Source organism: Sulfuricurvum sp. (assembly GCF_031427015.1).
Lineage (GTDB): Bacteria > Campylobacterota > Campylobacteria > Campylobacterales > Sulfurimonadaceae > Sulfuricurvum.
The window spans coordinates 30,185-45,432 of record NZ_JASJOW010000005.1 but is presented as its reverse complement, the minus strand read 5'-3'; the positions used below and the strand labels follow the sequence as shown (position 1 = coordinate 45,432).

The following is a 15,248-nucleotide window of genomic DNA, read 5'->3' as shown; positions in this document are numbered from 1 at the left end:
GATCGACTCTAATGTCCATTGATCAAATTGACGCACTATTTGTCCAACTCATACGCACTGTGGAGTGAACGAACGGAAAGTTCCGCGTATTTTTCATCGATAACCATCGATACTTTTATCTCGGAAGTAGAGATCATCATGATATTAATATTCTCTGCCGCCATCGTTTGAAATGCTTTTGCGGCAACACCCGTATGCGATTTCATTCCGACACCGACGATAGAGACTTTACAAATGTTTTCATCATAAGACGCTTCCGAGATCTCATCATCCGCAATAAAAGTTTCAACCACTCTCTTCGCATCAATCAATTCCGTCTTAGGGACGGTGAAATCGAGATTGGTTTTACCATCATGCCCTGAAGTTTGGATAATCATATCAATGTTAACACTGTTGTCCGCCAAACGGGTAAAAATATCCGAAGCAATCCCTGGACGATCAATCACTCCGCTGAGTGATACACGTGCTTGGTTTTTATCGAGTGCGATTCCGCTGACAAGTGGTTGTTCCATAATATTCTCTTCCTTTGTGATAAGTGTCCCTTCCGCATCGCTAAAGCTAGAACGGGTTACAAGGTTAACGTTTAATTTTTTAGCAAGCTCAACAGAGCGGTTTTGGAGTACTTTGGCTCCGAGGGATGCAAGTTCAAGCATCTCATCGTAGCTGATCTTATCCATTTTTTTAGCGCGTGGCTCAATTCTCGGGTCGGTTGTATAAATACCGTCTACATCCGTATAAATTTCACATAAATCCGCTCTCAGCGCTCCCGCAACGGCAACAGCAGAGAGATCCGATCCCCCACGTCCGAGTGTGGTTACTTGACCGCTTTCACTCACCCCTTGGAACCCTGCAACCACTACCACTTTTCCTGCGGCAAGTTCTGCATGCATCACACTTGGGTCAATGCTCTCAATACGTGCTTTGGTATGAATACTATCGGTTACGATTCCCGCACGGCGGCCGCTCATCGACGTAGCACTGTGCCCCATCGCATTCAAGGCGATAGAAAGAAGTGCTGCCGTTACCCGCTCCCCCGAACTCAGAAGCATATCAACTTCACTTCGCTCAGGGGTAGAAGTGTAATGTTCCGCAAAAGCGATTAACTTATTGGTCTCACCGCTCATCGCCGATACGACGACGACAACTTGATGACCCTCTTTAAGAGTTTGCGAGACACGCGCAGCAACGTTTTGGATCCGTTCCAAATCGCCGACACTGGTTCCGCCAAATTTTTGGACAATTAGCATTACAGATACCCCTTGGTTCTAAAATGGGAAATAACACGTTCGTAAACCGGTTTTTTGAAATGAGCGACATGACTCAACAGCTCATCAATATTGACAAATTTATACGCTTTGAATTCAGGGTGCTTGGTATCCAAATCGATTTTAGCCCCCTTTTTCAAACGTACTAAATAATAACGTTGTTTCTGTCCGGCGTAGGGAGCCATTTTGAGAGCAACATGGGAAGGAAAATCGTACGCAATCCAATCAGGATACTCAGCGATGATCTCTACCTTGTTGGTTCCAATCTCTTCACCGAGTTCTCTAAAAAGTGCCTCTTCTGCCGATTCGCCTTCGTCAATTCCCCCTTGAGGAAATTGCCATACTCCCTCCAAATCACTACGTTCGGCGATAAAGATATCTTTGGTCTCAGGATACTCATGAGAGACAATAATCGCCGCCACATTCGGTCGGTAGAACTTTTTTTCGGTCATTCACCATCTTTAAGTCTATTTTGGAGCGGTATTGTAAACTATTCGCCATTAAAAATACTATAATCCTAATATGCTTTTATACATTCACATCCCTTTTTGCGATAGCAAATGCTCCTACTGTGCGTTTAACTCTTATGTTGATAAGTTTTCCCAGCGCGAAACCTACATGAACGCGCTTCGTATCCAGCTCGAATCTGAACTGCTCCGTTTTAATGTGAGTCGTGAAAATCCTATCCATACCGTATTTATCGGTGGAGGAACCCCTTCTACCATCGACCCCTCACTTTATCGTCCACTTTTTGAAATGATTGACCCTTATTTAAGTAAAGGGGCTGAAATCACCTCCGAAGCCAATCCCAACAGTGCCACAAGAACATGGCTAGAGGGTATGTATGAGCTTGGGGTTAATCGTCTCAGCTTCGGCGTACAGAGTTTTAATAATGATAAATTAAAAACATTGGGACGTGCGCATCACACCCAACACGCTCTCGAAGCAATACGAACGGCTGCCGCTATCGGCTATAAACACCTCAGTATCGATTTGATTTACGGGGTACGTGGCGATACCAAAGCCCTTTTATCCTCAGATATTCATCAAGCATTGACACTCCCCATCGATCATATCAGCCTTTATGCATTGACGATCGAAGAGGAAACTGCCTTTGAAAAAACACCGGAAATCGCGCAAGAAGAGTTAGAACTTACCCAATGGCTTTTTCGTGAAATCACGGCAAAAGGTTACGAACAGTACGAAATTTCAAATTTCGGAAAATACCGTTCACTTCATAATATCGGGTACTGGAAACATCAGCCCTATATCGGTATCGGCTCCGGTGCCGTCGGATTTTTAAATAATCAGCGCTATTACCCCAGTAGCAATGTCGAACACTACATTCAAAACCCCTGTGAGATCATGATTGAAGAGATAGAAGAAGAGGCGCTTTTAAGTGAAAAACTCTTTTTGGGATTTCGAAGTTTTGTCGGAGTGGAAGCCGAAATTTTAAACGATAAACAAAAAAATCAGGCTGATATACTCTGTCGCGAAGGAGTTCTAAACTTTCATGGGGGGCGCTATTTTAATAGTGATTTTTTACTCGCTGATGAAATCGCACTGAGGATAGAAGGGTTTTAAACTTTCTTTGGGTAAAATCCTCATCACTAACTAAAATTTTATGTAATGGACGAATGCAATGTTTGGAATGGGTATCGGCGAAATATTAATCATCATTATTATCGCTATTTTATTTTTGGGTCCGGACAAACTCCCCTCAACGATGGTAGATATTGCTAAGTTCTTCCGCAGTGTCAAAGGGACAGTTAACACAGCTCGTGCAACTCTTGAAGAAGAGATGAAGTTTGCGGATATGAAACAAGAGGCGCTCAACTACAAAAAAGAGTTGACCGACGCAAGTGCAGAACTAGAGCGTATGACCAATGTGACCGAGATCGGTACCGAACTTAATGTTCTCAAAAATGAGATCAATCTCGATATACCTTCTTCCGCTCCATCCGCTCCCAAAGAGCCTGAAGTGATCACCTTTAAGCCTAAACCGACAGAAACCAAACCGAATGAAGAGAATGTCTAATGTTTGAAGATTTAAAACCCCATTTAGCCGAACTGCGCAAACGGCTCGGTATCAGTGTTGCCGCCGTTATTATTATGTTTTTTGTCATGTTTAACTTTCACGAAGCACTGCTAGCTTGGGTAACCGCACCTCTAGCAGAAGCAATTGCCTCTGTTGCCAAAGTCTCCACTAAAGCGGCTGAAGGAATGATCACCACCACTCAGCTCGGAGGAACTTTTTTCGTTGCGATGAAAGTATCCTTTTTTGCGGGACTTTTTGCCGCACTTCCTATCATTCTACTGCAATTTTGGATGTTTATCGCTCCGGGGCTTTATGCTAATGAGAAAAAAATGCTTATTCCGTTTGTCGTCGGGGGAACCGTTATGTTTGCAATGGGAGCGGCTTTTGCTTATTATGTCGTCACCCCGTTCGGATTCAGTTACTTAATTGCCTTTGGAAGCGCCTCATTTGTTCCAATGATCAATATCGAAGATTACGTCGAATTTTTCACCAAAATCATGTTTGGATTCGGTTTGTCGTTTGAGCTACCGGTAATCTGCTATTTTCTCGCCCTTTTAGGACTTATTGATGATAAGGCTATGATCGGATTTTTCCGCTATGCCATCGTTTTGATCTTTATTATTGCAGCTATTTTGACTCCTCCTGACGTTATTACCCAGATATTGATGGCAATGCCACTCATTCTCCTCTACGGAATTTCTATTCTTATTGTCCGTGCTGTCAATCCGGCACCGAAAGAAGAACCTTATATTGCTGAAGATGAAGAAGAGACCATTGACTAAACCGCTCGATCCTCTCCTCAGTAAAAGCTATGATTACCATCTCCCCGAAGGTCTCATAGCCACCCACCCTATCCACCCAAGAGATCATGCCCGCCTCCTCGTCTACAACCGTACCGACAAATCGATCACCCATGCGCGTTTCGATGCACTTGAATCATTTCTCCCCGAAAACTGTGGAATCATTTTTAACGATACGAAAGTAATCAAAGCTAGGATTTATGGGAAAAAAGAGAGTGGCGGAGCCATTGAGCTCCTTATCAACCGTCCCCACGATGCCTATGCGATCAATGTCTATATCAAAGGGCGGGTAAAAGTAGATACCCTCTTACTTTTTGAGGATACACTCACGGCTCGCATTATCACTTTACATGAAGACGGTTCACGTGATGTGAACTTTTATCGCGCGAATACCCTCATCCGTTTTGAAGAATTACTCCCTATATTGGAGAAAATCGGACACATCCCCCTCCCGCCGTATTTGGGACGGGATGACGACTCCGAAGATGAACGGGAATACCAAAGCGTCTTTGCTCACCATGAGGGAGCGGTAGCGGCACCCACCGCATCACTCCACTTTAGTGATACACTCTTTGAAGCCGTTTGTTCCTCTCATCCTCACGCCTTTGTCACCCTCCATGTCGGATCAGGCACCTTTAAACCCGTCGAGGCTGCTGTTATCACCGATCATCCGATGCACTCGGAGTATTTTGACATTAGTTCTGCCGCCAAAGAGCTTATCGACAGTGACATCTCCCTTTTGAGTGTTGGTACGACCTCGACACGCACGGTCGAGTACCATGTCCGTACTCAGGAATTAAAGGGTGAAGCCAATCTCTTTTTACATCCGAATAACCCACCCAAACGGATTAATCACCTGCTAACTAATTTTCATCTTCCCCAATCTACCCTTCTAATGCTGGTCGCATCCTTTGTCGGGCTGGAAGAGACACACCGTATATACCAATCAGCAATCGATGAAAAGTATCGCTTTTTCTCCTACGGTGATGCGATGCTTATACTCTAAATTACTCCTAATTATGATAAAATAGTGATATTCCTTTCCAAGGCATTATATTATGGATAAAATTAACCGCAGACATTTTTTAGGCGCCGGTCTTATTTTAGGTGCATCTACCCTATTGGGCAAAGAAACGGCACAAAAAATCATCACAGATAGTAAAGATTTTGTACCTCCAGTGATCGCTTTTCCTGAGAAAAAACCTCTCAAAGTAATCTCTGATCGACCTCCTCTTCTTGAATCGCCTCGTGATATTTTCACCCAAGCCATCACTCCGAATGATCAATTTTTCGTTCGATGGCACATGCCTGACATTCCAACTTACATTGACTTAAACGAATTTCGTCTTCAGGTACAAGGCTCAGTTGAAACTCCGCTTTCACTCAGTGTCGATGATTTGAAAAGTAAATTTGAACCCGTAGAAATCACTTCGGTTCTTCAATGTGGCGGAAATAGCCGTAAATATTTCGCAGGAACGGGTCCTGCAACCCATGGTGTTCAATGGGGGCATGGAGCGATGGGCTGTGCCGTGTGGAAAGGTGTTCGCCTCAAAGATATCCTCAATCGCGCGGGAGTCAAAGGCTCAGCCAAATGGGTCGGTGTCAACGGTCTGGAAAAACCTGCAATGGATGAAACTCCAAAATTCTTCCGAGAAATGAATATTGATGAAGCCTTGAGCGGGGAACTGATTGTAGCCTATGCCATGAACGGCGAAGATCTCCCTTATCTCAACGGATTCCCGTTACGTCTTGTCATTCCGGGGCACTTTTCAGATAGCTGGGTAAAAATGCTCTCTGAGATCACCGTTATGGATGAATACCGTAAAAGTTTCTTTATGGATGTCGCGTACACCGTTCCTGATAATGATTGCGAATGTATCATTTCAGGAAGTGATTTTGAGTACAAACGCAAACCCATAGCGGTCATGAAAGTCAAATCGGTTATCGGTTATCCAACACCCAACACCGTGATTAAAAAAGGATCCCGTGTCAAAGTAACCGGAGTTGCTTTCGATCAGGGAAAAGGGATCAAAGAGGTGATGATTTCCACCGATGGCGGGAAAAGCTGGAGTGCTACCGAACTTCAAAAAGATTACGGAAAATATGCTTATCGTCCATGGGTCTACCAATGGGAACCTAAAGCCAAAGGGGAATACACCATTATGGTCCGTGCCATTAACCGTATCGGAAATATTCAGCCGCAAGTTAATGAAATCGGTTGGAATGCAGGTGGATACCAATATAATGCTGTCGATAGCGTCAATGTTAAAATTGTATAAGGCGTATAAATGAAAAAAATTTTCTTACTCACTCTATTTTTGGCCGTCACCGCATTTTCTCAAGTTGCTAAACCGATCGAAATGCCGTACGTTGATTATCCGATGGTAAAAGGTGATCATGATGAAGTAGCCCAACAATACTGCCTAATCTGCCACTCATGGGGATATATCCTTAACCAAGGGAAAAAAAGCCGCCCATACTGGAGTGGAACCGTTGCTAAAATGGTCAATGAATTCAAAGCCCCCATCGGTAAAGAAGATCAGCAGATTATTATCAACTATCTTGTTAAACACTACGGATACGAGAGTACGGCTCAGCACTAAAAGCCGTACTTAGACGACAACCACTCTTCCGTTTCGAACTTCAATCACCCCTGAAAGTTCCGCTTCAAAAATATCACTCGGAAATTTTGCCACAACCTCCTCATACGTGGGGTTAGTGCGACAAAATGATACAAAGAGCGTATCTTTGATAGCGTTTCGCCCTTTTTGGCTTACCTGAGCAACAAAAAGATCGATATCATCTATTGCCGTTGCTTTTCCTTCTCTCAAAAGTGATCGTGTAGCCGTACTTTCTCGAATACGATGGGGTAAAACATAAATCGATTTCCCCATTTCCAAAGCATATTCAACACTGCGCATACTTCCGCTTCCAATGTCTGCTTCGGTAACTATCAGTGCATCCCCTAACGCAACAACAATCTCATTACGAACGACAAAGCTCCACTCTCGTGTTGTAAAATCAGGTTCAAACGGACTGATGGTAAGCCCGTTTTTTTCGATTGATTCAATCAGTTCCGCATTGGCAGAAGGATAGCGTACATTGATACCGCTTGGTAAAATTGCAATTGTATTGTCTGCACCCGAACCTTGATGGGCGATTGCATCCACTCCGGCTGCCGCACCGCTAACAACTGTCACACCGGAGAATGAGAGTTTTTTTGCAAGCTCAAATGTGATCGCACGAGTATAGGGGTTGGGTCGACGTGTTCCGACGATAGAGATTTTTGGACGATACAACAATTCTAATTCACCTCGATAATAGAGTTGATCTGGATAATGCTTCATCGATGAGAGTTCGGGAATATTAAAAGGAAGGGTCGTGTACATGGTGACTCTTTTTTCTCAGAATGCACAACAATATCAAAGAATCTTCAAAAGGGGAAAAAGTATGTCAAATTGTCAAATTTGCTCAATACCCACCAATTGTACTTCACTGAGAATATCTTTGGATTCTTTAAGCGCTTGAATCGTATCAGGGCGGGGATGCCCGATCGCTATAGCCGTTCCATGTTCTTTGGCTTTCTCTACCGCCTCTTTGATTTGCCGCTTCACATTGCGTACCCCATCTTTGTGATCGAGGAAAACATCCCGCCCGATATAACGCATCCCTAAGAGAGTAGAAACCTCAGGAACTTTGGTTTTTCCGATAGTACGGCTGTCAACAAACTGAATCCCCTCTTTTTTTAGTACACGAATCAATTTCTCCATCGAATCGCGATCACCTGTAAATTTTGATCCGGTATGATTGTTGAAGTAACGGGCATTCGGGAACAGCTGTTTAAGAACATCTACCCGTTTTTCAATCGCCTCTTCTGAATCACCTACATGAAGCGTAAAGGGCTCTTCATCATTAAAATCAATTGCTTCTAAAGGCAAATGAACCATAGACCGGTTTTGCTGCTGTGCCAACCGCCCTGATTCAGGATGTCGCGGACTAGGAGGTAAAAAAGACATCACTAACGGTAAGCCTGTCGATTGAATTGCTTTAACATCTCTTTCATACGAAACATCATCGATGATTATCACCAATTTTGCAGGGGTTCCATCGAGACGTTTAGGACGTATAGCCGCAGGGGGAGGTGGAGCTTTCGGCTCTTTCGGAGCGTATTCATGTTGCGGCTTTATCGGTTCACGTCGATGTTCTTCTTCCAAAAGAAGTTGAAGCTCTTTTTGCAAATGCTTTATTTCAGTGTTATACAACGTCTCTTTGGTTTTAGCCGCCGGTGAGTAATGCTCATCAATTGAAGCAATCTGCTCTATTTGTTGAATGAGTTTTTGCGTTTGTTGACGCTCATGTGCGAGTTCATCTTCTGCCTGATTAAATCCGATAAAATATCCGATCAACAGAGCACTAAGAAAGATAACGAGACCAAAAAGTCCCCAACCTAAATATTTTAAAGAGAGATATTTTTGATAAAGAGGGGGGTTGTCCATAAAAGAAGGTACCTCTTTCGATAGAAGTTTTCAGAGCCCATTGCTCTGAAAAAGGGAATTAGTTTGTAGCTTGGTTAACAATTTTATTTTTAGAGATCCACGGCATCATAGAGCGTAATTTCACACCCGTTTGCTCGATCAACGATGCACGAGCATTTGCACGTTCAGCATTCATACGAGGATAACCCGATTGACCTTCTAGAATGAAATCTTTTGCAAAACGTCCGTCTTGAATTTCACGTAAAATTTCTTTCATTGCCGCTTTTGATTCCGCGTTGATAACACGTTTACCGCTTACGTAGTCACCGTATTCCGCTGTGTTAGAGATAGAGTAACGCATATCCGCGATCCCGCCCTCGAACATCAAGTCAACGATGAGTTTCAATTCGTGAAGACACTCGAAGTAAGCTAGTTCTGGTGCGTAACCCGCTTCTGTCAATGTTTCGAATCCCGCTTGAACGAGAGATGCCGCACCACCGCAAAGAACCGCTTGTTCTCCGAAAAGGTCTGTTTCTGTTTCGTCTTTAAACGTCGTTTCGATGATCGCCGTACGTCCGCCACCGATAGCCGATGCGTATGAAAGAGCCAATTCTCGTGTTGTTCCGCTCGGATTTTGTCCTACCGCGATAAGATCAGGAATCCCGCCGCCGCGAACGAATTCAGAACGTACAGTGTGACCCGGTGCTTTAGGAGCGATCATCGTTACGTTGATGTCGGCACGTGGATGGATACGTCCGTAGTGAATGTTGAACCCGTGACCGAATGCGATGGTTGCACCGTTTTTCAAATTCGGCTCAATCTCGTTTTTGTAGATTTCTGCTTGGTTTTCATCCGGAAGGAGGATCATAACCACATCAGCGTAAGCAGATGCGTCTGCAACGGTCATAACTTTGAACCCTTTAGCTTCCGCTTTTGCCCATGAACTTCCCTCTTTACGGAGACCGACAACAACTTCGACACCGCTATCGCGAAGGTTTTCCGCGTGTGCGTGACCTTGTGATCCAAAACCGATCATTGCCACTTTTTTGCTTTTGATTAATTCGATATTACAATCTTTATCGTAGTAGACGCTCAATGCCATAAAGGTATCCTTAGAGTAAGCTCATAGGCTTAAAATTTGGCGAATTATACTCCACTTTTGCATAAAAATAAATTAGCGCACCCTTATATCCTTATGCTAAATCCTCTGCTAAGGATGGTGCAACGATCCCATGCTACAATTCACCCAAAAAAGAGGGGACCTTTATGAAAAAATTCAACCTTTTTAAAGAGATTATTATCGTTGCCAAAGATGATTTTTTACATGCCGCTAATTCAGCCAAACGATTCGCAATCGGTTATGATGGGAAGATCGTATTTGAGCCGTTTAAAGCAGATCAGATCACTATTTATGAGGGTTTGATTTCCCCGATATCCCCCCTTTCTACAAATTTATCCCGTCCCATCAGTTCGATGCTCGGAGATAGCTACCGAATCGTCGAAGATGATGATCGACTCCTTATCAAAGCCTCCGGTGCGTGGCAAAGTATCATTGGATATAATCAAAAAAGAGCTTTGTACGATGATACGACGGGAGATGGAATTGCTGAGTTTTCGGATAAAGTATTAGAAGATATTGGATGGCATGCTACCGAATTTTCTATCGGTTATCGTGACATTGTCGAACAGTTCGAAGAAAAATGTGAAGGTATTCTCCTATGCATCGAGCAAGAAGAGCCGTATCAGTTTAGTGGGATGGGATTTGTGAAGGAGCTAGATCACGCCAGAGCCATTGCGTTCGAATATTGTGCTTCAATAATTAAAGAAAAGTTAGCCAACGATCCTGATTTTACAACCCTCACCGATGATGAAGCCGAAGCGGCACTATATTTTCAAATACCGCTCTAAAATAATCTTAGCCGAGAGGGAGTCGATCCGACCATCGCGCTTGTAGCGGATTTCACCTCGCATTAGCGCTTCGGCTTCTTGGGAGCTGTGGGATTCGTCTTGATACACAACTTCTCCGCTAAATTCAACCAGATTCATAAAATGAGCCACTCTGCGGCGCATCTCATCCTCGGTCGTGCTTCCCATCGGGATACCGACTACTACTGTTGTCGCTTCGTATTCATTTAGCACTTTTTTAACATCATTTGCCGCTTGGTTGCGGTTGCGGCGCTCTACCGCCGGAAGGGGGGTAACGATTCCTGCACCTGAACTTAGAGCCAATCCTATCCGCTTCAGCCCTAAATCAATCGCGATAATCGTCCCCATTATTTTCCCAAACAAAACTGGCCGAACATCTTATCGAACATCTCATCAAGCTCATACGGCCGACTGATAGAAGCAATAGCACGTATAGCATCATTAATATGAAAAGAGAAAAACTCTAATTCACCGTCTCGAAGCGGCTCATGTGCTTCATCAATTGAGTGTACAGCCCTCTCGGTAGCATTGATTTGACGTGCTGATATAAGCATCATCTCTTCACCGTCATTCTCATGATCCATCAATGCACTCAACGTGTCGACTAAAACGTGCGTATCTTCCTTACAGCTCAGACGAATCGGTTTATAATGCTCTATTGTTACGCTATCGAATGACTGAGGCAAATCCGATTTATTCAAAATTAGCACAAACGGCTTCTCTTCTCGGTAACGCTCGATTAAATCGATAATCGCACGGTCTTCATCATCGATATAGCGGCTCGTATCAAACAATGCAATCACAACATCGGCATTTTCGATTGCGGCGATAGAACGCTCAATCCCGATCCGCTCAATCTCATCATGTGCGTTGCGTATCCCTGCCGTATCGACAAGACGGATCAAATGGGTACCGATGCGTACCTGCTCTTCGATCGTGTCACGAGTCGTCCCTGCAATATCGCTGACAATGGCACGTTCGTAATCAAGAAGTGCATTCAGGAGTGAACTTTTGCCGACGTTAGGCTTACCGATAATAGCAACCCGAAATCCCTGCATCAGACCTGAGCGTCTGCGGCTTGATTCGAGGGTTCGTGAAAGGGTCTGTTTAATACGTAAAAGTTTTGCTTCGATCTGCTCTACCACGTTCTGAGGTAAGTCCTCTTCTGCATAATCGATGACAACTTCGGAATAGGCCAAGATTTCGAGAAGCGAATCGCGGATACCTTCGATGTATCCACGCAGCTCCCCCTTCATCTGACGCGCTAATATCCGTGCGGCATCGTCACTTTTAGCCTCAATCAATGCGGCAGTTGCTTCCGCTTGCGTCAAATCGAGCCGTCCGTTTAAAAAAGCACGCTTACTAAACTCACCCGGCTCGGCTAAACGCGCCCCCTCGGATAATACCGCTCGAAGTAACGATTCAGCAACTACATAGCCGCCGTGACACTGAAACTCTATTACCTCTTCTCCGGTAAAACTTCGCGGCGCTTGAAAATAGATAACAATCGCCTCATCAATCAAGGTTCCGTCATTCTGATGCAAAGAAGTCAACGTAGCGTAACGGGGCTGAAGATGTTGTTTTTGGGTTAGCTTTAAAGCAATGGAGAGAGACCGATCTCCGCTCAGCCGGAGAATCGATATGGAGCCGATGCCATTTGCCGTGGCAATAGCAGCAATGGTGTCAGACATCAATATTCGTGGTAACTGTTGATGATGATAAATTTACCGCCATCACGAGTCGAACGAATAGCAACGTAACGATCCGGATAACGATCACGTAGCTGCTTAAGGGCAATTTGTACTAATACTCCGTCCAAAACTTTGGTTTGAGCACGTCCGTCTTGATCAATAACATCACATACGTTAACCAGATAACGGGAGATTGACTCTTCTTGGTTTTTTAGAAACTCAGCAATTTCCAAACGTAACTGCATTCCGTATACTGCATTAATCCAGTTGAACAGCATATACGAGAGCGCTTTATAACGGTACCCCTCTTTGCCGATCATCAATGCCGCATCGACACCGGTAAATTCAACAAGAAGCGTATTTTCATCATAAACACTGACATCAATGTGGTTGATATCAAAGCATATATCTTTAAAGAGGATATTAATCTGTTCTTTCACTTCATCCGCACACTCTTGTGCAGAGAGTTCATAAAAATCTCCCTCCATCTCGGAGGCTTCCTCAAAATCATCAGCTTGTTCGTAAAACTCATCCCCTAGCACTAACTCTTCCGGTTCAGAATAAGGTGGAGTTTCGATAGCCGCTTCTTCTTTTACCACCACAGGCTTCTCAGTTTTTTGGACTGCAGAATGGGGAAGATTGGCAATAATAATCGCCGACTTTTTAAAAAGGCCCAATACCCCTTTGGAAGGAAATTGGACGATCTCAACTTGAAGTGCGGTAACGGAGCATCCGAACTCCGAAGCCGCTTTAGCGTACGCTTCTTCTAACGTAGGAGATTCAATCTTTTTCATGATGCTTTTCCGCAAGATGAGCTTCGTGGCGTACTGCACGTGCCGCTTCGAACTGTTTGTTCACTAAATACTGTTGTGCAATAGAGAAAAGGTTATTCACGAACCAGTACAATACGAGTCCCGCAGGGAATGTAAAGAAAAAGAACGTGAAAATGACCGGTAAAAATTTAAAGATTTTTTCCTGCAACGGATCCGTAAAGTTGCTCGGAGTAATCTTTTGTTGATAATACATCGTCGCACCCATCAAAATCGGAAGGATGTAGTACGGGTCCATACGCGAAAGATCGGTAACCCATAATAGCCATGGAGCCCCTTGAAGTTCGACAGCATTAAGCAATACACGGTAAATTGCAAAAAATACAGGGATTTGGAGGATCAACGGAAGACATCCGCCCAATGGATTTGCGCCGTGTTTTTTATACATCTCCATCACTGCCGCATTCATACGTGCAGGGTCCCCTTTGTATTTTTCTTGTACCTCTTTGATACGCGGTGCAATGTCTTTGATCTTTTGCATCGATACCATCCCTTTGTGGGTCAAAGGGTAAAGGAAAATACGGATGAGAATAGTTAGACCTATAATCGCCCAACCCCAGTTACCGAGTAATCCGTGCAACCACATTAATACCTTAAAAATCGGTGTTGCGACGAAAGTAAACCATCCGAATTCAATTGCATTAACCAACACAGGGTTGATAGATTCAAGCGTTTTATACTCTTTCGGTCCGATATAACCGTTAAATGTAAAATTCTGCGTCCCTTCCAAATAAGTAACAGGGTTACTGTTCATATCGCGTTCAACCGTTACTTGAGTTGCTTTATCGAACCCGTAAAAAATAGTCGCATAATATTGATCGAAAGCAGATACCAAATGGACATCGCTAAAAATAGAACGTCCTTCAACATCACCGTCTTCAAAAATAGTGGTCAGGTTATCGCCTGAATAAACCATTCCCCCTACAACCGTCATCATTTGCTCAATAATTTCAGGATGTTGACCTAAATAGAGTGAATAACGCTTTTCTTTTGAAAGGGCAATTTTTGCATCATAATGACCGTCAGCGTAAAAAGTGATCGTTTTCGTCACGGTTAGTTCAGGAAGATTTTGGCTCAGAACAACCGTTGATTTGCCGTTCTCTCCCAATGTGATATTGCTAATATTCGTTGTGTAAGGAGTTTTCGCCGCCGCCGTATTTAACGCTTCGTCCATAAAACGGATCTGAAGCGGTTTTGCTCCGCTGGAAGCAATCAGTTCTGAGAGTTTCCCATCTTTACCGTTATGTTTTGCATTGCTTAAAATAACCGATCCTACTCGACCGAGAGTATCGATTTTCAAGGTAAACTCTTTTGCACTAATCGTCGTAAGTGTATCCGTAGTTACTGTTTTGATATCAGAAATCGACGACGTATTAGATTCTGTCGACATTTCCGTTGTAGCAGTCGGTTTAACTGCAACCTCTTGAGCTGTACTGGCTTCAGTAATATTATTGTCACTATTAGGTGCTTGAGGAGGAAAAATAGTGGTATAGCCTATAAAAAAGACAAAAGATAAAGCGACGGCAACGAGAAGTCGCTGATTTGGGGTAAACTTTTCTAGCACTGGGACCCTTTAAACTTAAAATTTTTAATCAGAAAATAATTCTGTTGATATGGAACAAACCAGTATTTTATCGTATTTATGGAGAGTTCGGAGGGTTTTAATTTCGGTTTGTTGATAATTGGATAATCAATACCGCCTGAAAAAAGCTGGTTGCATCGTAAAATTCGCAAAAAAGTGGATAAAAATGCACGGGGAAGAGTATTGCGTTCAAACTGCCAGAGGGCATATTCGGAGCATGAGGGATAGTGACGACACGCACCGCGTGTCACCAAAGAGAAAGAGTGCCGATAGAGCCACAGGAGCTTAAGAAAGAATATTCTTATCATCACCTGCTCCAGCCATGGCACCCGTCCGTTTTAAAACATATTTGCAGTCGCGTCGCACAATGTCGAAAGAGTTGTCAAATAACCCTTTCTTGGCGACAAAAACGTACCATCCGTCTTGCGCATTAGATGAAAACTCATCAAAAAGAGCCCGTAGACGTCTTTTACATCGATTTCTCACTACTGCATTTCCAACTTTTTTACTGGCCGTATATCCAACTTTTTTTTCTCCCGTTAAAGGGAGATAAAACAACGCGATCGATGTGCTGTGCGCATTCTTTCCGCGTTGATAAACACGCTGAAACTCACTGTGGAGCTTTAGCATCGAGAAGCTAT

General features: G+C 43.7%; 18 protein-coding genes. 7 read left to right on the top strand and 11 right to left on the bottom strand.

The annotated features are described in order from the left end of the window. Window positions 1–35 precede the first annotated feature (35 nt). Both RMO68_RS10035 and RMO68_RS10030 read right to left on the bottom strand, forming a co-directional pair. A complete protein-coding gene (locus RMO68_RS10035) occupies window positions 36–1,247 on the bottom strand; it encodes an aspartate kinase (RefSeq protein ID WP_310440616.1) in 1,212 nt (403 codons plus the stop codon). Next, window positions 1,247–1,717 (bottom strand): RNA pyrophosphohydrolase, encoded by a 471-nt coding sequence (locus RMO68_RS10030; RefSeq protein ID WP_310440615.1) that lies wholly within the window; start codon window positions 1,715–1,717, stop codon window positions 1,247–1,249. Before RMO68_RS10030 ends, RMO68_RS10035 begins: the two co-directional genes overlap by 1 nt. Before the next feature lie 70 nt (window positions 1,718–1,787). Between RMO68_RS10030 and hemW the strand changes: the two genes are divergently transcribed. Genes hemW through RMO68_RS10000 form a run of 6 tightly spaced genes read left to right on the top strand, consistent with a single transcriptional unit; the run spans window position 1,788 to window position 6,706 of the window. Beyond that, the gene (hemW, locus tag RMO68_RS10025; protein ID WP_310440614.1) at window positions 1,788–2,849 is read left to right on the top strand and encodes a radical SAM family heme chaperone HemW; all 1,062 of its coding nucleotides are present in this window, start codon (window positions 1,788–1,790) and stop codon (window positions 2,847–2,849) included. Between the two features lie 58 nt (window positions 2,850–2,907). Beyond that, window positions 2,908–3,303 carry a Sec-independent protein translocase protein TatB gene (gene tatB, locus RMO68_RS10020; RefSeq protein WP_310440613.1) on the top strand — a complete coding sequence of 132 codons (396 nt, stop codon included), beginning with the start codon at window positions 2,908–2,910 and terminating at the stop codon, window positions 3,301–3,303. Then, window positions 3,303–4,085 (top strand): twin-arginine translocase subunit TatC, encoded by a 783-nt coding sequence (gene tatC / locus RMO68_RS10015; RefSeq protein WP_310440612.1) that lies wholly within the window; start codon window positions 3,303–3,305, stop codon window positions 4,083–4,085. Before tatB ends, tatC begins: the two co-directional genes overlap by 1 nt. After that, a complete protein-coding gene (queA, locus tag RMO68_RS10010) occupies window positions 4,063–5,109 on the top strand; it encodes a tRNA preQ1(34) S-adenosylmethionine ribosyltransferase-isomerase QueA (RefSeq protein ID WP_310440611.1) in 1,047 nt (348 codons plus the stop codon). The genes tatC and queA overlap by 23 nt, the downstream gene beginning before the upstream one ends. Window positions 5,110–5,161: 52 nt before the next feature. After that, window positions 5,162–6,382, top strand: a complete 1,221-nt coding sequence (locus RMO68_RS10005) for a molybdopterin-dependent oxidoreductase (RefSeq protein WP_310440610.1) — start codon at window positions 5,162–5,164, stop codon at window positions 6,380–6,382. Window positions 6,383–6,391: 9 nt separating this feature from the next. Next, complete coding sequence (locus RMO68_RS10000) at window positions 6,392–6,706, top strand: sulfite:cytochrome C oxidoreductase subunit B (RefSeq protein WP_310440609.1); 315 nt, start codon at window positions 6,392–6,394, stop codon at window positions 6,704–6,706. Between the two features lie 9 nt (window positions 6,707–6,715). On the opposite strand, the gene RMO68_RS09995 is transcribed toward RMO68_RS10000, so the two are convergent. From RMO68_RS09995 to ilvC, 3 genes are all read right to left on the bottom strand, one after another. Beyond that, window positions 6,716–7,492 (bottom strand): DNA-processing protein DprA, encoded by a 777-nt coding sequence (locus RMO68_RS09995; protein WP_310440608.1) that lies wholly within the window; start codon window positions 7,490–7,492, stop codon window positions 6,716–6,718. Window positions 7,493–7,564: 72 nt separating this feature from the next. Then, window positions 7,565–8,599, bottom strand: a complete 1,035-nt coding sequence (locus RMO68_RS09990; RefSeq protein ID WP_310440607.1) for a divergent polysaccharide deacetylase family protein — start codon at window positions 8,597–8,599, stop codon at window positions 7,565–7,567. A 58-nt stretch (window positions 8,600–8,657) separates the two neighbouring features. Continuing rightward, window positions 8,658–9,680 (bottom strand): ketol-acid reductoisomerase, encoded by a 1,023-nt coding sequence (gene ilvC / locus RMO68_RS09985; RefSeq protein ID WP_310440606.1) that lies wholly within the window; start codon window positions 9,678–9,680, stop codon window positions 8,658–8,660. Between the two features lie 164 nt (window positions 9,681–9,844). On the opposite strand from ilvC, the gene RMO68_RS09980 reads away from it, so the two are divergent. Beyond that, window positions 9,845–10,486: a hypothetical protein gene (locus RMO68_RS09980; protein WP_182729586.1), complete on the top strand. Its 642-nt coding sequence runs from the start codon at window positions 9,845–9,847 to the stop codon at window positions 10,484–10,486. Here RMO68_RS09980 and ruvX read toward each other — a convergent pair. From ruvX to rnpA, 6 genes are read right to left on the bottom strand one after another with little or no spacing between them, the layout of a single operon-like run. Further along, window positions 10,463–10,852, bottom strand: coding sequence for a Holliday junction resolvase RuvX (gene ruvX, locus RMO68_RS09975; RefSeq protein WP_310440605.1), 390 nt, complete (start codon window positions 10,850–10,852; stop codon window positions 10,463–10,465). The genes RMO68_RS09980 and ruvX overlap by 24 nt on opposite strands. Next, the gene (gene mnmE / locus RMO68_RS09970; RefSeq protein WP_310440675.1) at window positions 10,852–12,201 is read right to left on the bottom strand and encodes a tRNA uridine-5-carboxymethylaminomethyl(34) synthesis GTPase MnmE; all 1,350 of its coding nucleotides are present in this window, start codon (window positions 12,199–12,201) and stop codon (window positions 10,852–10,854) included. The genes ruvX and mnmE overlap by 1 nt, the downstream gene beginning before the upstream one ends. Continuing rightward, complete coding sequence (locus RMO68_RS09965) at window positions 12,195–12,989, bottom strand: Jag N-terminal domain-containing protein (RefSeq protein WP_310440604.1); 795 nt, start codon at window positions 12,987–12,989, stop codon at window positions 12,195–12,197. Before RMO68_RS09965 ends, mnmE begins: the two co-directional genes overlap by 7 nt. After that, the gene (yidC, locus tag RMO68_RS09960) at window positions 12,976–14,589 is read right to left on the bottom strand and encodes a membrane protein insertase YidC (RefSeq protein WP_310440603.1); all 1,614 of its coding nucleotides are present in this window, start codon (window positions 14,587–14,589) and stop codon (window positions 12,976–12,978) included. Before yidC ends, RMO68_RS09965 begins: the two co-directional genes overlap by 14 nt. Then, window positions 14,583–14,915 (bottom strand): membrane protein insertion efficiency factor YidD, encoded by a 333-nt coding sequence (yidD, locus tag RMO68_RS09955; RefSeq protein WP_310440602.1) that lies wholly within the window; start codon window positions 14,913–14,915, stop codon window positions 14,583–14,585. The genes yidC and yidD overlap by 7 nt, the downstream gene beginning before the upstream one ends. Next, window positions 14,893–15,237: a ribonuclease P protein component gene (gene rnpA, locus RMO68_RS09950; RefSeq protein ID WP_310440601.1), complete on the bottom strand. Its 345-nt coding sequence runs from the start codon at window positions 15,235–15,237 to the stop codon at window positions 14,893–14,895. Before rnpA ends, yidD begins: the two co-directional genes overlap by 23 nt. Window positions 15,238–15,248 lie beyond the last annotated feature (11 nt).